Here is an 18,871-nt window from a genome sequence, read left to right on the forward strand (position 1 = left end):
ATGATGATGTTTAAGCGAATTTGTGCCCAATTGATTGATTTTTTCATGGGGATCATGACGATTTTTTTGATTTTTGTTTTCGTGATCCCGTTGTACGGGCACCTCATGCCCCATGATTTTGTGACAGTGTTCGTCGCAATTTTGCTTATGGGTATGCTATATTTTGGCTTACAGTATCCCTTTATGCAGAATCATCAAACACTTGGAAAAGCGTTCTTTCATCTTAAAATTGAATCAACCGATCCTTACCGCAAAGATGTACCAGTGGCTGTGATCGTCCAAAGAGAAATTTTATGTAAATTGATGAGTTGTTTCTTTATTTGTGTACCGTTATTTTTTGGGAAAGTAGGCGGACATGAAGAAGCAACACATACGAAACTTGTTCAGCTTTCCTAGAAAAGGGGGAATCAATTGGAAAAAATTGCGGTATTTTTTGATCAATTGCTAGAAAATTCATCACCACGATCACCCATTTGGAATCAAGAAGCTTTGATGGAAGACAAGCCATTATCATGGAGTTATATCGATGGGTGTATGATTCTAGCTGTGCAAAAAATGTATCATGTGACCAAGGATGAGAAATACCTGAACTTCATGGAAAATTTTATTGATTTTTATATCGATGAAAGCGGGAATCCGCTAGGGTTTGAAGAAAGTGCCTATAATAGCGATGCCATCAACGAAGGAAAGGTTTTGTTCCAGCTATATGAAATCACCAAGAAAGAGAAGTATCGCAAGGCGATCGAGAAACTATACCGACAAGTTCTCTTGCAACCACGTACATCTAAAGGCAGTTTGTGGCATAAATTGATTTACCCACAGCAAGTATGGTTAGATGGCTTATATATGGTTCAACCATTTTCCGTTATGTATGAATTGCTCTATCAAGAGCAGCCAGCGATCAAAGAGATCATGTTGCAATTTGAACTTGTCGCAACGAAGATGATCGATCCTGCCACAGGATTGTATTATCATGGGTATGATTGCAGCAAGCTAGCTTTCTGGGCAGATGATCAAACTGGATGCAGCAAACATTTTTGGACCAGATCGTTAGGATGGTTTGCGATGGCCTTGGTCGATACAGCAGTCATCCTTAAAGAGAGTGGCCGATTTAAAGAGGAACAAGCGCAATTGCAGGAGTATTTACAAGCGTTGTTGGCAGCATTGCTTCCTTTTCAAGACAAGAAATCTCAGCTGTTTTTTCAAGTGACGAACGAAAGCGAACGACCAGGGAATTACTTAGAAACAAGTGGTTCAGCAGCGTTGGCGTATGTCATGTTAAAAGGGTATCGTACGGGATTGCTGACAAAAGAATATGCCTTGCAGGGAGAACAAATCTTGAATAGCTTAAATGAAATGAAATTGATCGAAAATCAAGAAGGTTATTCCTTAAAAGATATATGTTTGGTTGCGGGATTGGGCGGTATGCCAGGAAAAGGAGCCTACAAAGAAAGAGATGGCTCTTTTGATTATTATGTCTCTGAACCAGTTGTTGAAAATGATGCCAAAGGAATAGGACCGCTTGTCTTTGCCTATACAGAATGGCTTTTATTGAACAAGCAATAAGAATGCGCCCTTAAAATCAAGCAATCAGACAATCTGAGTAAGCGCAATCAAATCATTGGTACTTCTTATTTACCTACGTTACAATAGGTGTAGTAGTTTCAGTTGTCACTACAACCGTTAGCTGCTGAATCATTTTTTGCGAAACGTAAATATAATAAGGAGGATTTCAAATGACAAACAGAAACCTAACGATTATTGGTAGTTACGATACGCGCACAGAGGCACTGCCGGTGATTGAACAATTAACAAACGAAGGCTATGGCAAAGATGATATTGTTTTGTATGCCAACAAGGCAGTGATCGATCAATTTGATTTAGATACGATGACTGATGTAGATGTAGAAACAACAACGGCTGACGACAATGACCATTCGCTTTGGGAGAAAATCAAAGATGCGTTTTCTTTCGGTGATCATGACTTTGAAAATGAAGAGGACCCGTTATTTGGTTACCGCAGCGACATTGAACAAAATAAATTAGTGGTAGGGGTCTATGATTATCGCCCGATGAATAAAGTAACCGATCATGAGGCAACATCAACGATCGATTCGCCGCTGCCGGGAGAAACAGCTTTTCCTGATGCATCGGTTGATCCCACACAACGATTAGGGGATAGTGACATCGAAGCACCAATCAATGATCCAAACCATTTGCGTAACCTTTGATCTATTGCGGATCATCAATTGTTGCTGAAAATAAATGATGCATCGATCAAGTATCTGCGAGCTGCTATCTGGCTTGGGATACTTGATTTTTTTTCATAATAAGACCCATTGACAAAAGTGTGACATGTTTGACAACAAAACTTAATTTGTTGACGAGAGGCTTTTTTTGTATAATATAGAAAGAAGATCATTTGTTGCATGAAGTTCTAGCCATCAAAACGGAGAGGGGCGGGGCATACGATGAAATTTAAGTTTAATTTACAATCGGCGCTGGTCAGTTGTGTGGTTGCTGTCTTTTTGAGCATGGCCATCAATCAAGACGCAAATGCGTTTGTGGCAGCACCATTTGTGCGGAATTCTTCTACCAGTTCTTCTGAAGCCCCTGTCCAAACAGCAAGCAGTCAGACTGTTGAAACAACCGGCTCCAGTAGTGTCTATTATGAAGCAAGTGTTAGTACGTATAGTGAAACGTACACAACGACTCATCGCGAAGACGCATCTTCTTATGAGATGTCTTCTGAGCCAGTCAGTGTGTCAACGATCGAAGAGAGTGCGTCATCTACGCAAGAAGCCGAGAGCAATGCAGTACCATCTAGCAGTGCATCTACTTCAGAGAGTGAGGCATCATCATCTGCCAGCACGTCTAGCAGTACCCATAGCACATCAGAACCACAAGAGTCTTCTTCTGAGTCAAGCTCTTCCAGCAGTACTAGTTCAGAAACTTCTACCAGTTCTTCAAGTAGTGAAGACGCTGCGGAGGAGAACACGGGTAGTTCTGATGTAGCAATCGATAATCAAAACGAGCAAATATCTCCAAACGCAAAGATGCAGTATGAAACTGCAGTGAATGCAAATTAAATAAAAACACCTTGTTTGGTGATTCCTTCTGTCTTTGGATCAAATCAAAGTTTAGGAATGATCGTACAAGGTGTTTTTTTGTTAGGCAAAGTCAGCAATTTCTAAGCATATCTGAAAGAAAATCGAGTGATTTTCGCTATAATAGCCTCAAAGGAGGCGGCCTATGGGAAGATATTTTAAACATTTTGAGAAAATGATCAGTCTGATCGTGGATATTATGTTGGGGTTATTGGTATTGCTCGTTTTAGTTGTTATGGCAGAAGCCATTTATGAAATTGTACTCCATGTGATTCCGTTAAGTGAAGTGAGTGATCTTTCCTTATTGATCGAAGAAATTGCTACGCTCTTTATTTTGTTAGAAATCATTTTAATGTTGTTGCGTTATGTGAAAGAAGGTCATCATATACCGGTACGCTATTTGATCTTGATCAGTATCACAGCGATTTTAAGAGAGCTGCTTTTGGCGCAAGGGAAGGGATTGGAAACCCTATTCTTGGCATTGGCCATTTTGGTATTGATTTTTGTCTTACAAGCATTGGAAAAACTAAAAGCTTTTCACAGTTCTAAGGAACTATAAGTATATTCTTATGAAACGACAAAACAGCAGTGCTGTCAACGAAGTTATCGTTGGTGGCGCTGCTGTTTCATCTTATTCTTCAAGGATAAGCTCTCCTTTTGTAATTGGACACCTATATCGGTCTGACCAACTAAGATTCGTTCACTTTGACGAACGACCAATCTTTTTTTGCTGACGATATCGATTCGTTCTTCGATCGCTCTCTGACGATTCGTGAAGGGTTGATGCGCAGCGAGTGTCATGCCAAAAGAATTTGAGAGCAGTGTATAACCAGCAATCCCGGTGACGGATTGATAGGAACGAGATAATCCACCATCAATCACCAATAAACGACCATTGGCTTTGATTGGTGTCTCCCCTTTGCGCACTTTGACGGGTGTATGGCCATTGATAATATGTCCAGTTGCTGGTAAACCAAAAGCTGCTAATACGTGACAGCAAAAGGCTTCATTTTCCCGTAAGCGATAATAGGCATTTTTTTGTTCTTGATGGGTCACAGAATCTGCAATGAAATAACGTTCAAATGTCTTCATGGCTTTTTTGCCAAACAACGACGAACCTTCCCCACACCACAAATACCAGATCATATCTGTGGCCAAATCATCTTGAAGATGGGGGGTAGCTAAGCTTTGCAACAAACAATCTTGGAAAAATAGCAATAAATCTTTGCCTTGATAGCTTTTATCACCAAAAGTAAAGGCGAGGAAATCACCATTTTCTTGGCAAGGAATACAACCATGGAAAAGCAGGTTGCCATTGGCTTGCTGAAACAAGGTGCCTTTTTCTGCTAAAAATTGTACATGTTGTTTTAAACGAATCGATGCTTGGATTTGCGTCATCAAATCATTGATCATTGTTTCTTCTTCGCTGGTTAAACGATAGGGAGCTGTGTGGTCGATTGTTTGAAAGCAAGCATTGATCAAAGGGTAGCCTTGATTCATGTGTATGGTTTGTCGGTTGGCATCTATTAAGTGAAGCAACATCCGATCTTGCATGTCAAATTCTGGTCGTCTTTGAATGACCGAAGCTTCTAGTTTGAATTGGATGATCGTAAAGGCTTGTTGTAACAACATTGCTTCTTCTTGTTGTTCTGCGGATAATGCATCGACTGTGTGTCGGGGATAAAAAGCTTGATTTTCTGTATAATGTTTCCGACTAAATGCAATGGCTTCAGACAAATCGATGCCATAGCCATCCTGCAACAAGCTTAGATTGCCATAGCGTGCGGCAATGCGCAACATGTTGGCTAAACAAGGAAGTGATCCGCAAAAACTGCCGATCCACAAGATATCATGGTTACCCAACTGAATATCAAGCGAAGGCAATGCCATCAAACGGTCGATGATTTTATCAGGTGCAGGTCCGCGGTCATAGATATCACCTAAGACATGTAAATGATCCACAACAAAACGTTGAATCAAGAATGCCAATTCTTGACAAAAGAGTGGGGCTGCATCCAAGGCAATAATCTGCTCAAAAATGGCATTGTAGTAGGCTTCTTTATTGAAATCAGCGTCGTATTGATACAGTAATTCCTCTAAAATATAAGCGAATGCTGTCGGCAAAGCCTTCCGTACTTTTGAACGCGTATACTTGCTAGAGGTAAATCGGGCCACGGTCACCAATTGTTCCATCAGTGTTTGCCAGTCGGAATCATCTAACTGTTTTTCTTGTAAGAGCTCTTCAGGATAGTAAATCAAGAAGCACAGTTCAGTTTGCTCTGCAGCAGACAAGGTATCACCAAATAATGTGTCGATTTTTTCACGGATACTGCCGGAGCCGTTGCGTAATATATGATCGAATGCATCGTATTCGCCATGTAAATCACTGACAAAGTGTTCCGTTGCTTTAGGTAGCTGCTGGATGGCTGCCAAGTTGATGATCTCTGTCAAATGTGCCAGATTGTCTGCTTCAATCATAGTGATTACCCTTGAGGCTTTCCTCGATCCACAAGGCACTTTCTTCAATCGAGCGTTGACTCACATCAATGACAGGGATCGCTAATGTTTGGAACCATTCTTCTGCATAAGCGAGTTCAGATTTGATTCGTTCCAGGTTTGTATAATTGGTGTCTTCATTTAAACCCAGAGCTGACAACCGTGTGCGCCGAATACCCGCTAAAGCTTCAGAGGTTGTTGTTAAACCAACCATTTTTTTAGGGTCCAGTGCATGGATTTCGTTAGGCAAAGCCACTTCGGGAATCAGAGGCAGATTGGCTGTCTTGTAGCCGCGGTTTGCCAAGTACAGACTTAAAGGTGTTTTTAATGTCCGAGAAACGCCCAGTAGCACCAGATCAGCATCAAGAAAACCGCGAGGATCTTTGCCATCATCATATTTGACTGCGAATTCCATTGCTGCAACACGACTAAAGTAGGCTTGATTCAAGCGATGGATCGCACCGGGTTCTTGGACTGCTTGGATACCAAAACTAGACTCGATCAAGTCGGTCAAAGGTGACATCAAGTCAACGTACTTTAAGCCGGTTCGTTGCGCAAAAGTTTGTACGTTTGCTACCAAGTCTTTGTTTACTAGTGTGGTGACTACGATGGCTTTTTCAAGCAATGCGTCTTTTAAAATCTCCGTCAGGTTATCTTCCTCTTTGGTAAATGGAAACAATTGAATGTCAGATAAATCAATCGTAGGAAATTGAGCAGAAACTGCCGCAATCAGCTTTTGAGCCGTTTCGCCAACTGAGTCTGATATCAAATACAACCGAATATTTTTCATAGTATCCCCCTCTTTATAATGATGGATGTTCACTATCAAGACCGGCTTGAATAAAGAAGTCCATGATGTGTGTTTTGGTGACTTTTCCGATAACTTTTTTTGGTGATTCTGGATCGATGACCGGCAGCGTATCGATTTCATGGCGACTGAGTAGTGTACCGGCAGTCAAAATCGTTTCTTCCGGTGTAATGGTGATAATGTTAGGCATTCTTGTCATGATCATAGCAACAGGTGTGTTCTCCGGTGCATGGGCACTGATAGAAAAGCGCAGCAAATCTTTTCGTGAGAGAACACCGAGCAATTCTTCTGCTTCATTTTTGACATACAGAGAACCAACATCATACATAAATAGCGTCGTGACTGCCTCATAAACAGAGACGGTTGGAAGAATCATCAGTGGCGGAATCATGATTTCCGCTACTTTGATATGATACAGCTTTTCAAACAATAACGGTTCAACAGGTTGGCCAGTATAAAAATAGCCGACTTTTGGCCGCGCATCCAATAAGCCGGTCATCGTCAAGATAGATAAATCATTGCGCAAAGTTGCACGGCTTAGACCAAATTTTTTGGCAATCGCTTCCCCGCTGATCGGTTGATGTTCTTTGACGATTTCGATCATCTTCAGTTGTCGTGGTGTCAACTCCAATGTGTCACCCTCTTTATTTAATGTGATATACTATATAGTATAGTATTGGTTGGTTTTAAATGCAATAGATAGACAAACGGTTAAACGGATCCATAGTTTGCATCTGTCATTCTTGTCAATGAAGTGTTCTCGGTTACCCTCTGTTTATTTTTTTGATAGACTGAATATAATCAAGTACAAGGAGGAAACAGCATGAGGACAATTGAACTGAATACGGGTATTCAGATACCTGTGATTGGCAGTGGGACAAATACTTTTGGTAAAGAAAACAAAGCGTATCAAGGGGCGATCAATGGAGATACCACCGAATTAGCAGCAGCCATCAAAGCGGGTTATCGACATTTCGATACAGCGATCTCTTATCGAAATGAAGCGGTCGTGGGCAAAGCCATCAAAGAGAGCGGGCTTGACCGTAGTGAATTTTTTATTACCTCTAAAATACCTGGCACGTCGGAGTATACAAAAGATGCAGCAGCTGTCAAATCAGCAGTTGAATCAAGTGTATCTGCCTTGCAAACAGAAACGATCGATCTATATTTGATTCATCATCCTTGGGATAATCTAGAAGAAATCGCTGCGGTCTGGGCTGTTCTTGAAACCTACGTAGACCACGGTATAATCAAAGCGATCGGCGTATCTAATTTTCAGGAAAAAGAGTTGGCTTATTTGTTAGACAACAGTCGTATCAAGCCAGCTGTCAATCAAGTTGAATCACATCCTGGTAAATGGAACGATGGCATCATTGGCTATTCTTTGGCGCATCACGTAGTACCAGAAGCTTGGGGACCACTTTCGCGTATTTCTGATAACGCAAAGGAACAGTTGGCGGCGATCGGGGCACATCATCAAAAATCTTGGAGCCAAGTGGTGCTGCGGTATCAAATCGAACGTGGCGTCGTTGTGATTCCTAAATCACATGCGGCGGAACATCAAGCAGTAAATTTAGCGCTTTTTGATTTTTCATTAACGGAGGAAGAAAAAGATATTATCAAAGGATTATGAATGACTCCAATCAAACACTTAGAACATAGCGTTCTAGGTGTTTTTTGTTGTACTGTCAAAGAGCCATGCAATGAGACTTCATTTTCCCATAAAATAACTGATTAGGTTTATTATAGGCACCGTCTATAAACAAAATCCCTGCTAATCATGTGAAATTGAGAAATAAACAAGGAACCATGCTTCTGCGTCAATGGGCGCGCGGTTATATTGTTATCTGGCCCAAAAACTGTTGTTACACGTGAAACACTGATTGAAGAAAGCGGACCAGTGAAGACGCCAGAAGCAACAGTTGAAAAGATCATGGCCGTGAGCAAACCCGCGTTCTAGATCCTATCGACAAAAGCCGTCAAAGACAATATTGAAACGTTGGCTAGGCCTATTTGACATCTTGATCCAAATGACCAATCTCAATAGTGATCCTTGATCAAGATAGATAAAGCGTAAAAGAATGCCGGAGAGTTTGGATTTCTAAAGATCTCCCGCGTGAGATGAACACCAATCCAGGTCGTATGCCGTATCAGCAGCCGCAAGCTGACCGAGCCACATACTGTTGGCCATTCTCTTACAACAAAAAGGGGTGTTTTCATTTTTTCTGAGCAGCAAAATGATAAATAAGTAGTCAAATATTAAATTTTCCCCATGTATCCCTTTTCAGTCAGCCTTATTTTTTACCTCCATGTCACTATCTGGTACTCTTTTTTATGAGCGTACTTAAAAGGTGCAGGGAGGTTTTTTTGTGAAAAAATTAAACCAGCGTCCACTGATGTGGCAGGTGGTATTATTGATCTTGATGAGTGGTGTTTTTTTGCTGCCGCAAATAATTGGCAAGGGGATGATCTTAGGCTCCGATGTCGTCTTCCACTTTAATCGGTTTTATGAAACGAGTCAGCAGATCAAAGAAGGTAATTTTCAATATTTTTTATCGATTTACGGTTTTCAGCAATCTGGGAGGATCGTCAATGCATTGTATGGGCCATTCTTTGCTTATTTCCAAGGCCTATTGGTCCTGCTGAGCCCTTCTTGGTATGCGTATCAATTGATTTCTAATGGGTTGCTGTACCTCTTGGCTGGGTTGTCGATGTTCGGTTTATTGCGAAAATTAAAGGTCAACGGCTGGCTGGCTACGGCAATGGGTATTTTTTATATGTCGACCTATTCGATCCAATATTGGATCGAGCGCCAAGGATTTTCTGCGTGGGGCGCGGCCGTCTTGCCACTATGCTTGATCCCATTGATTGCATTGGGGCAGGAAAAGAAACTGCGTCCATTTGCTGTCGGTGTTTCAGTCGCTGTCTTATTTCAGATTCACGTCTTTTCAAGTATTATGCTGGTCTTGATGTATGTGCCATTTTTCATTCAGGCTTTTTTCAGCGGTGAAGGACCGGATGTGAAAAAACAGTTGGTGGGGAAATTGATCGGTGCGATCGGTATCTTCTTGCTATTGACCGCCAATATTTGGCTTGGCATGGCCGATCTTTATTTAAATAACCAGTTATTGGCACCGTTTGTCAATCACAATATGCAAAACAATACCATTACTGGTACCAGCAGCTATTGGTGGTCGACACCGATTCTTCTGCCAATCATTTGTGCATTGTTCTTCTGCGGTGCGCTGAAAGTTTGGCCAAAACTAGCCAGTGATATGAAACTGATGACCTTGGTAGCAGCGATTTTCTTTATTTTGGCTACGAACTTTATCCCATGGACATGGCTGGGAAGTTTAGACAATGGGCTGATCAATTTGATCCAGTTTCCATTCCGTTTTTTTGTACCGGCAACCGTTTTGATCATTGCTGGATTGTGCCTGTTGGTCCCTTATTACCAAGGCCAGCAATTGGTGAAACCGATTTGGATCATCTTGCTGGTTGTTCTCAGCAGTGGTCAAGTTTTGATCCAAACCACAAACAAAATGCTGGATTGGCGTTCGGATGAAGCCGCAGTGACCTTGCGGAACCATACCTATTTAGCTACTGATTCTGCGAAGGAATTGAAAGCTGCTTATTTTGCAGCTGATAAATCTTTAGCATTGGCGCTATACCAGCGTTCTACCCCAGACTATGTGCCTATTTACCAAGAAACGACGGAGAATAAGTATGATGCTTATGGGGAGCAAATCATAGAAAAAAACAATACGGTCGTCAAATCAGTGGAAGAAGGTAAATTGACCTTGCGTTGGCAGGGAGATAGCACTGATTGGGTCCAAGTACCGGTCATCAATTATCGTTATACGGAATTGACCTTGAATCAAACCCCGCTGAATCACGCAGATATTCAATTAAGCACGATCGGTGTGGTGACATTGCAGCAAAAAATTGGATCGAATGTCTTGGTGGTGGATTATGATGCCCCTTGGTATTTCGATAGTGCCTTGTGGCTCACGATCGGTGCTTGGCTGCTCTTGCCCCTTGGCTACGCTGTTTGGTGGTGGCGATGTCAGCGATAGAATCGATCAAATAGCATCAAGTTGCCTCTGTAGTTTACTGCAGAGGTTTTTTCATTTCTTGCATCTACACGCAGATAAAAGCAACAATCGTTGCGTTCGCAACGATTGTTCTTTATACTAGAAAGCGAGAAAACAGGAGAAAGGATGTCATAGATGGAAGCAATCATTCGTTCGATCAACCATATTGCCCGCCTGGCGACGTTGTATCGTGAACAAGAATTGAAAAAATATGGCTTAGGTGCGATGCATCATACCTATTTATTGAATATTTGTCGCAATCCCGGTATTAGTCAAGAAGCACTGGCCAAACTGATTTTTGTCAATAAGAGCAATGTGGCCCGCCAACTGGCTATTTTAGAAGAGAAAGGCTTTGTTATCCGACAGACTAGTCCGAATGATCGGCGCCAATTGTCGGTCTATCCCACTGAAACGACACTCGCTTTGATACCAACCATTCAAGAGATGCTCCAAAGTTGGAACGCGCAAGTGATGACTGATTTTTCTGACGCAGAACAAAAGCAATTGTTAGCGCAATTGGCGGTGGTCAAAGAAAAATCACAACAGCTTTTAGAGAATGAGGTGGCGGAATGAGTTTACTCAAAGCATATATCAAACCGTATATCGGTCGAATTTCTCTAGGGGTCAGTATCAAGTTTTTTGGTTCATTGATGGATCTGCTTTTACCTTGGATCTTGGCATACATTATCGACACAGTGATTCCTACCAAAGAAGTGAAACAGATTTTCTTTTGGGGCGGTGTCATGCTCCTTTGTTCGATCATTGCCGTTGTGACCAATATTGTTGCCAATCGAATGGCGTCTAGTGTCGCCCGAGATACAACTGGACGTGTGCGCCATGACTTATTCGCCAAAGTCAGTTACTTATCGATTCCGCAAGTTGAAGCGATTGGGGTGCCATCGCTGGTGTCTCGTTTGACCACGGATACTTACAATATTCACCAAACGGTAGGCATGAGTCAACGACTAGGTATTCGCGCACCGATCCTGTTGCTTGGCGGCATCATGATTACCGCCACCCTTGATCCAGTCTTGACGTTGGTTTTGGTGGGCGTTTTGCCCTTCACATTGATTGCTGCCATATTGATCTCCAAACGGGGGATTCCGTTGTTTGCTGCATTGCAGACACAAGTCGATCTGCTGGTGCGAACCGTGCGAGAGAATGTGACGGGTGCTCGGATCATCAAAGCATTGTCTAAAGCGGACGTTGAAAAGGCGCGATTCAATCAAGTCAATCAAGCTGTGGTGACTGCTGAAACCAACGCCAACCGGACGATGGCCGCCACGCCACCATTGATGGATCTTTTTTTGAACGTGGGTCTGACGTTAGTGATTGTCGTTAGTGCATATCGTGTCAATCAAGGATTGACTCAACCAGGCGTGATCATTGCTTTCTTGACCTATTTCACGATTATTTTAAATGCAATGCTGAGCATCACTAGGATTTTTGTGATCGTTTCTAAAGGGTTGGCTTCAGCCGATCGGATCCAAGCGGTATTGCGCTTGCCGCAACATATGAAGGTCATCGACGGTCCCGTCAAAGAAGAAGCAGCCCACATCGTTTTCGACCATGTATCTTTCACATATCCTAATGGCCATTCGGTCTTGAAAGACATCGATTTTTCCTTACTGCCGGGGGAGACGCTTGGAATCATTGGTGTAACAGGGAGTGGCAAATCCACGATCGTGAAACTATTGCTGCGTTTATATGATCCTTCTCAAGGGGAGATCCGTATTGGCGGACGCGATATTCGTACGATTCCCTCCGAAGAACTCCATCAGCTCTTTGGAATCGTCTTGCAAAAAGATATTTTATTTACCGAATCAATTGCTGAAAATATCGCTTTTGGGCGGCGTTTTACCAAGGAGGAGTTGGAAGAAGCTGCGGCTCGGGCGCAAGCCAAAGAGTTTATTGCGGCTTTGCCAGAACGCTTTGGTTATCAATTGCATGCCAAAGGCAGTAATCTCAGTGGTGGCCAAAAACAACGGGTCTTGCTTTCCCGAGCATTAGCTGGTTCCCCGGAGGTATTGGTTTTAGATGATTCAGCTAGTGCATTAGATTACCAAACAGATGCCCGATTGCGTCGGGTATTAAGAGAGGATTTTCAAGAAACAACGACTATTTTGATTGCCCAAAGAATTAGTTCGATCCAATATGCCGATAAGATCTTGGTGCTGGAAGATGGTGCCATGAATGGTTTTGGTACCCATGAGTCGTTATTGGCAACCAACCAGATTTATCGCGAGATCTATCACGGACAGACAGGAGGTGTCGTCAATGGCTAATCGTAAAGTAGCTGAAAAACCCAAAAACAGCAAGCAAACCTTGCTGCGTTTATGGGGTTATCTATATGACAGCAAGGGACTCTTATTTTTATCCGCTTTTTTGATGATGGCGAGTAATCTATTCGCATTGGTTGGCCCACTGCTCTCAGGCTATGCGATCGATGCGATCCAATTTGGACCGGGGAAAGTCTTGTTCGAGCGGGTCTTCTTTTATTGCGGATTGATGCTGGTTTTTTATATTGCATCTTCGGTATTGAGTTACGTCATCTCATTGCTGATGATCCGATTGAGCCAACGTGTGGTGGCGACGATGCGCAAACATATTTTTGATAAAATCACTGAACTGCCAGTTGGTTATTTTGATCGTGTGGCGACAGGTGATATCATCAGTCGAGTCAGTTATGATGTCGATACGATCAATACTTCATTGGCGAGCGATGCCATTCAAGTATTGAGCAGTTTGGTCACGATCATCGGATCATTTGTGATGATGTTGCTGATTTCCCCGCTGCTTGTCTTGATTTTTGTAGTGACAGTACCTGCTTCAATCATTTTGACCCGTTACTTAATGGGGAAATTTCAGCCGTTATTTAGTCGGCGTTCACGGAAACTAGGCGAACTGAATGGTTTTGTCGAAGAAATCATTTCAGGACAGCAAACAATCAAGTTGTATAATCAAGAAGAAGCCATCATTGAACGTTTCGATGAAAAAAATCAAGCGGCAGTTGATGCATATTACAATGCTGAATACTATGGCAGTATGACTGGACCTTCGATCAATTTTATCAATAACATTTCCTTGTCATTGATCAGTATTTTTGGCGCTTTGCTCTTTTTGTTTGGTCGCTTGTCGTTAGGGAACGTTTCCTCCTTTGTCTTGTATTCACGAAAGTTTTCAGGACCAATCAATGAATTGGCCAATATATTCAGTGACCTGCAATCGGCATTGGCTGCGGCGGAACGTATATTTCGTTTGTTAGATGAGGCACCCGAAGTGTCAGATGTGCCAAATGCTTACACTTTCAAAGACGTCGCGGGGCAAGTATCTTTAGACCATGTGTCCTTTGGCTATCAACCGGAACGACCAATCATTCGTGACGTATCATTAGAAGTGACGCCGGGAAGCTTGGTCGCCATTGTTGGGCCGACCGGCGCAGGCAAAACAACGATTGTAAATCTGCTGATGCGTTTTTATGATCCAGATAGCGGGGAGATTCGTTTGGATGGCCATGATATCCGAAAAGCCACGCGGGGAAGCTTGCGACGCAGCTATGCTATGGTCTTGCAAGATACGTGGTTGTTTACCGGTACGATCTTTGAAAACTTGGCTTATGGCAAATCAGATGCCACGCTGGCACAAGTCCAAGCTGCTGCCAAAGCCGCCCACATCCATGACTTTATTGAGAAATTACCCCACAAATATCAGACAGTGATTTCAGAAGATGGCGCTGGTATTTCTCAAGGTCAAAAACAATTATTGACGATTGCCCGTGCAATGTTGTTAGATGCGGATTTGCTGATTTTAGATGAAGCGACATCGAATGTCGATACCCAAACAGAACTGTTGATTCAAGCAGCCATGACAGAATTGATGCAAGGCAAGACCTCTTTTGTGATTGCCCACCGTTTGTCGACGATTCGTCATGCTGATTTGATCTTGGTGGTAGAACAGGGCAATATCGTTGAACAAGGTACCCATGAATTTTTATTGAACAAAGGGGGACGCTATGCGGCGCTGTATCAAGCACAATTTGAACAATAATTGCTTGCTCGATTTTTCCTGGAAATTCTTGTCCGATCCACTTTCTTTGTTGGGATAATCCAAGACAAATCAGTGATTAATCGGTATACTAGTAAAGTAAGGGTTATCATTAATCGGAAGGTGGGTCAAACAATGGATCACAAACAATTACAACATTTTCCCGCAGATTTTTTATGGGGTTCAGCTTCGGCTGCTTATCAAGTAGAAGGGGCATGGCAAACAGATGGGAAAGGTGCTTCGGTTTGGGATGAGTTTGTACGGATTCCCGGCAAAACATTTGAAGGCACCAATGGCGACGTCGCTGTCGATCATTACCATCGCTTTAAAGAAGATGTCGCACTCATGAAAGAACAAGGGCTGAAAACGTACCGCTTTTCTGTCGCTTGGACGCGTATTTTTCCTGAAGGACGTGGAGAGGTCAATCAAGCAGGGTTAGATTTTTATTTGGCATTGATCGACGAATTACTGGCTGCTGGAATCGAACCAATGGTCACCTTGTATCACTGGGATCTGCCCAAAGCACTGCAAGATGCTTATGGTGGTTGGGAGTCTCGAGAGATCATCGCTGATTTCAATCATTATGCAACAGTTTTATTTGAAGCCTTTCGTGGTAAAGTGAAGTACTGGGTCAGCTTGAATGAACAAAATATTTTTACTTCACTGGGGTATCTGCTTGCAGCGCATCCGCCAGGCGTGACGGATCCAAAGCGAATGTACCAAGTCAACCACATTGCCAACCTTGCGAATGCGACAGTTATTCGTACATTCCATGATATGGAGATGCCTGGAAAGATCGGGCCAAGTTTTGCTTATTCACCGAATTACCCAATCAACAGTGACCCTAAAAATATTCTGGCTGCTGAGAATGCGGAAGATTTGATGGCTCATTATTGGTTAGATGTTTATCTTTGGGGAGAATATCCGAAGGCTGCGTTCAACTATTTGCAAGAGCAAGGGATGGCGCCGACGATTGAAGAAGGAGATATGGACTTGCTGCGTTCTGCAAAACCAGATTTTCTTGGTATCAACTATTATCAAACGGCTACGAATGCTTTCAATCCACTAGACGGCGTGGGGGCCGGTAAAATGAATACAACCGGCAAAAAAGGCAGCAGTGAAGAATCAGGTGTGCCGGGAATGTTCAAAAAAGTGGAGAATCCATTTGTTGAGCGCACCAACTGGGACTGGGAAATTGATCCTCAAGGCTTACGGGTGGCATTGCGGCGTATCACGAGTCGTTACCGAATTCCAGTGATCATTACAGAAAATGGTTTAGGAGAATATGACAAATTGACAGCGGACAAACAAGTCCATGATCAATATCGGATCGATTATCTAGCCGGTCACGTTCATGCGATCAAAGAAGCAATCACAGATGGTGCTGAGGTCTTAGGTTATTGTACTTGGTCATTCACGGATTTGTTGAGCTGGTTGAATGGGTATCAAAAACGATACGGTTTTGTCTATGTTGACCAAGATGAAAAGCAAGACGGTACCTTAGATCGCATCAAGAAAGACAGTTTTTATTGGTACCAATCACTGATCCAAGAAAATGGTCAAAATGCTTGATCGTGAGCAACGAATATTTTTGCAACGATGAAAAAGTACGTTCTTCGTGAACGTGCTTTTTTGGTGAATAATCGTTGACAAGTGTAAACGATAAAGGTAAAGTATAGGGAGTGAATGATTACAAGTGTAAACAAAAAGGTGAAGACACTTGAAAAATGAAAAGAAATCTTTAAAGGGGGAGACCATCATGATTGAAACCAATTATGCGGTCAAAGGCATGACCTGTGCTTCTTGTGCCCAAACGGTAGAGAAGACAGCCAACACACTACCAGGTGTGGAGATTGCCAGTGTGAATTTAGCAACTGAAAAATTGCATATTCGCTATGATGATCAACAATTACAGGAGGCGCAATTGGCCCAAGCTATCGCAGATGCTGGATATCAAATGGTTGGTTCGCAACAAAAGGCTGCGTTTGGGGTCAAAGGGATGACTTGCGCATCTTGCGTACAAACAGTAGAAAAAGCGGTACAGCGAATTCCAGGTATCCATTCAGCCGCTGTCAACTTGGCAACAGAAAGGCTGACTGTGTCTTATGATCAGACGATGACAAGTCCGCAAGCAGTCATGAAAGCTGTAAAGGATGCTGGATATGAAGCACAATCTATAGCTGAATCGACACAAGATGATAAAGCAAGCCAACTGCAGCAATTGTGGCGCCGCTTTTGGTTATCAGCGATTTTTACTGTGCCATTGTTCTATTTGGCAATGGGAGAAATGATAGGCTTGCCTATACCTAGCTTTTTGGCACCTATGGCGCATCCAGCAACTTTTGTGACAGTTCAGTTCTTACTGGTCATACCTGTGATGTTGCTTGGCAGCCCTTTTTATCAGGCAGGGTTTAAAGCACTGAGCAAAGGCCATCCCAATATGGATTCATTAGTGGCCTTAGGAACAAGTGCCGCCTTCTTATATAGTCTATATGGCACGATAATGGTCTATCTCGGCACTATCCATTATGCGATGCATCTTTATTACGAATCGGCTGCTGTGATTTTGACTTTGATCACTTTGGGTAAATACTTGGAGGCTGTTTCGAAAGGCAAAACATCGGAAGCCATTAAGAAGCTTATGGATCTTGCACCGAAAAAGGCCCGTGTCCTCCGAGGTATGGGGACGGATGTGCAAGAAGTAGAAGTACCGATTGAAGAAGTTGCAGCGGGTGATCTATTAGTTGTACGACCAGGTGAAAAAATTCCAGTGGACGGGGTGGTCACCTCTGGCAAATCAGCAATCGATGAATCAATGATCACGGGTGAAAGCCTCCCTATCGAAAAGCAAGCTGGAGATAAAGTCATTGGCGCTAGTATCAATAAAAATGGTACTTTTCAATATGAAGCTACCACCGTCGGCAATGATTCGACATTGGCTCAAATCATTCAGCTTGTTGAAAATGCCCAAGGTTCGAAAGCACCAATTGCTCGAATGGCGGATAAAGTATCTGGTGTCTTCGTCCCGATTGTGATTGGGTTAGCGCTTTTTGCAGGTTTGGCTTGGTTTTTCCTTGGTCAAGAGTCATGGATTTTTGCATTGACCATTACCATATCTGTTTTGGTGATTGCGTGTCCTTGCGCACTAGGGTTAGCGACACCTACAGCAATCATGGTTGGTACTGGTAAAGGTGCAGAAAATGGGGTCTTGATCAAAAGTGGCGATGCTTTAGAAACAGCGAGAAGTGTCACAACGATCGTCTTTGATAAAACAGGGACCATCACCGAAGGCAAGCCAGCGGTAACAGATCTGCTGCCGATTGCAGGTCATACAACAGCTGAATTACTGCAAATTGCAGCCTCTATTGAAAAAGGGTCAGAGCATCCATTAGGAGAAGCCATTGTGGCAGCAGCAGAAAAACAGCAGTTGGCATTATTACCGGCTTCAGATTTTGCAGCTATTCCAGGACATGGGATCCAAGGAATTATTGCTGGTGAAGAAATTTTATTGGGCAATCAAAAGTGGCTGCAGCAAAAAGCGATTCCTGTATCTGACTTGTCGGCACAAGCGATGCAATTAGCAGAAAATGGCAAAACACCGATGTATGTGGCTCATGGTGGTGTGGCAATTGGACTGATTGCGGTGGCAGATACCATCAAAGCCAGCAGTCGACAAGCCATCGAACGCCTGCACACAATGGGCGTGAATGTCGCGATGATCACGGGTGACAACGCAAAAACGGCGGCAGCGATTGCCAAACAAGTCGGTATCGATCAAGTCATCAGCGATGTTCTCCCAGAAGACAAAGCGCAACAAGTTGCTTACTTGCAGCAATCTGGTCAACGAGTGGCCATGGTGGGAGATGGCATCAATGATGCACCAGCATTGGCACAAGCAGATGTGGGAATTGCGATTGGTACGGGTACCGATGTCGCGATTGAATCGGCTGATATCGTCTTGATGCGCAGTGATTTGATGGATGTGCCTGCGGCAATTGAACTAAGTCGTGCGACAATCAAGAATATCAAAGAAAATCTTTTTTGGGCATTTGCCTATAACGTATTAGGAATACCTGTAGCCATGGGGCTGTTGCATCTTTTTGGCGGGCCATTATTGAACCCGATGATCGCGGGCGCTGCAATGAGTTTTAGTTCTGTTTCAGTTTTGCTTAATGCCTTGCGCTTGAAGCGATTCAAGCCAACAAAGGCTTGAGCCGTTCTTGGTTCGTCAGAATAGAGGGAAAGATGAAAGATAGACCCTTAAACAAATGTTAGGGGTCTATCTTTTTTTGACCATAGCTATACAGAGTAGATAAAAGAAC

The 18,871-nt window shown here is 43.0% G+C and carries 15 protein-coding genes; 12 read left to right on the top strand and 3 right to left on the bottom strand.

Annotation, left to right across the window (positions count from 1 at the left end):
- Positions 1-6 precede the first annotated feature (6 nt).
- The 5 genes from IGI41_RS00390 to IGI41_RS00410 all read left to right on the top strand — a co-directional run bounded on the left by IGI41_RS00390 (position 7) and on the right by IGI41_RS00410 (position 3,666).
- Positions 7-396 carry an RDD family protein gene (locus tag IGI41_RS00390; RefSeq protein WP_430610604.1) on the top strand — a complete coding sequence of 130 codons (390 nt, stop codon included), beginning with the start codon at positions 7-9 and terminating at the stop codon, positions 394-396.
- Between the two features lie 15 nt (positions 397-411).
- On the top strand, positions 412-1,566 hold the full coding sequence (locus tag IGI41_RS00395; RefSeq protein WP_430610605.1) for a glycoside hydrolase family 88/105 protein: 1,155 nt from the start codon (positions 412-414) through the stop codon (positions 1,564-1,566).
- A 170-nt stretch (positions 1,567-1,736) separates the two neighbouring features.
- Positions 1,737-2,231 carry a general stress protein gene (locus IGI41_RS00400; RefSeq protein WP_430610606.1) on the top strand — a complete coding sequence of 165 codons (495 nt, stop codon included), beginning with the start codon at positions 1,737-1,739 and terminating at the stop codon, positions 2,229-2,231.
- Between the two features lie 240 nt (positions 2,232-2,471).
- Positions 2,472-3,089 (top strand): hypothetical protein, encoded by a 618-nt coding sequence (locus tag IGI41_RS00405; RefSeq protein ID WP_430610607.1) that lies wholly within the window; start codon positions 2,472-2,474, stop codon positions 3,087-3,089.
- Positions 3,090-3,252: 163 nt separating this feature from the next.
- Positions 3,253-3,666, top strand: coding sequence for a phosphate-starvation-inducible PsiE family protein (locus IGI41_RS00410; protein WP_430610608.1), 414 nt, complete (start codon positions 3,253-3,255; stop codon positions 3,664-3,666).
- A 44-nt stretch (positions 3,667-3,710) separates the two neighbouring features.
- Here the strand turns inward: IGI41_RS00410 and IGI41_RS00415 are convergent, their stop codons facing one another.
- From IGI41_RS00415 to IGI41_RS00425, 3 genes are read right to left on the bottom strand one after another with little or no spacing between them, the layout of a single operon-like run.
- Positions 3,711-5,585 carry a fructose-1,6-bisphosphatase gene (locus IGI41_RS00415; protein ID WP_430610609.1) on the bottom strand — a complete coding sequence of 625 codons (1,875 nt, stop codon included), beginning with the start codon at positions 5,583-5,585 and terminating at the stop codon, positions 3,711-3,713.
- The gene (locus IGI41_RS00420; RefSeq protein ID WP_430610610.1) at positions 5,578-6,393 is read right to left on the bottom strand and encodes a pyruvate, water dikinase regulatory protein; all 816 of its coding nucleotides are present in this window, start codon (positions 6,391-6,393) and stop codon (positions 5,578-5,580) included. The genes IGI41_RS00415 and IGI41_RS00420 overlap by 8 nt, the downstream gene beginning before the upstream one ends.
- Before the next feature lie 13 nt (positions 6,394-6,406).
- On the bottom strand, positions 6,407-7,042 hold the full coding sequence (locus IGI41_RS00425; protein ID WP_430610612.1) for a helix-turn-helix transcriptional regulator: 636 nt from the start codon (positions 7,040-7,042) through the stop codon (positions 6,407-6,409).
- 192 nt (positions 7,043-7,234) lie between these two features.
- On the opposite strand from IGI41_RS00425, the gene IGI41_RS00430 reads away from it, so the two are divergent.
- The 7 genes from IGI41_RS00430 to IGI41_RS00460 all read left to right on the top strand — a co-directional run bounded on the left by IGI41_RS00430 (position 7,235) and on the right by IGI41_RS00460 (position 18,762).
- Positions 7,235-8,044, top strand: a complete 810-nt coding sequence (locus IGI41_RS00430) for an aldo/keto reductase family protein (protein WP_430610614.1) — start codon at positions 7,235-7,237, stop codon at positions 8,042-8,044.
- Between the two features lie 736 nt (positions 8,045-8,780).
- Complete coding sequence (locus IGI41_RS00435; protein WP_430610615.1) at positions 8,781-10,487, top strand: hypothetical protein; 1,707 nt, start codon at positions 8,781-8,783, stop codon at positions 10,485-10,487.
- 153 nt (positions 10,488-10,640) lie between these two features.
- Complete coding sequence (locus tag IGI41_RS00440; RefSeq protein WP_430610617.1) at positions 10,641-11,078, top strand: MarR family winged helix-turn-helix transcriptional regulator; 438 nt, start codon at positions 10,641-10,643, stop codon at positions 11,076-11,078.
- Positions 11,075-12,790, top strand: a complete 1,716-nt coding sequence (locus tag IGI41_RS00445; RefSeq protein WP_430610618.1) for an ABC transporter ATP-binding protein — start codon at positions 11,075-11,077, stop codon at positions 12,788-12,790. Before IGI41_RS00440 ends, IGI41_RS00445 begins: the two co-directional genes overlap by 4 nt.
- The gene (locus tag IGI41_RS00450) at positions 12,783-14,552 is read left to right on the top strand and encodes an ABC transporter ATP-binding protein (RefSeq protein WP_430610620.1); all 1,770 of its coding nucleotides are present in this window, start codon (positions 12,783-12,785) and stop codon (positions 14,550-14,552) included. Before IGI41_RS00445 ends, IGI41_RS00450 begins: the two co-directional genes overlap by 8 nt.
- Positions 14,553-14,684: 132 nt before the next feature.
- On the top strand, positions 14,685-16,121 hold the full coding sequence (locus IGI41_RS00455; RefSeq protein ID WP_430610621.1) for a glycoside hydrolase family 1 protein: 1,437 nt from the start codon (positions 14,685-14,687) through the stop codon (positions 16,119-16,121).
- A 187-nt stretch (positions 16,122-16,308) separates the two neighbouring features.
- Complete coding sequence (locus tag IGI41_RS00460; protein WP_430610622.1) at positions 16,309-18,762, top strand: heavy metal translocating P-type ATPase; 2,454 nt, start codon at positions 16,309-16,311, stop codon at positions 18,760-18,762.
- The last annotated feature ends 109 nt before the right edge of the window (positions 18,763-18,871 follow it).

The sequence above is a fragment of the Enterococcus sp. DIV0876 genome (assembly GCF_050529585.1).
Lineage (GTDB): Bacteria > Bacillota > Bacilli > Lactobacillales > Enterococcaceae > Enterococcus_D.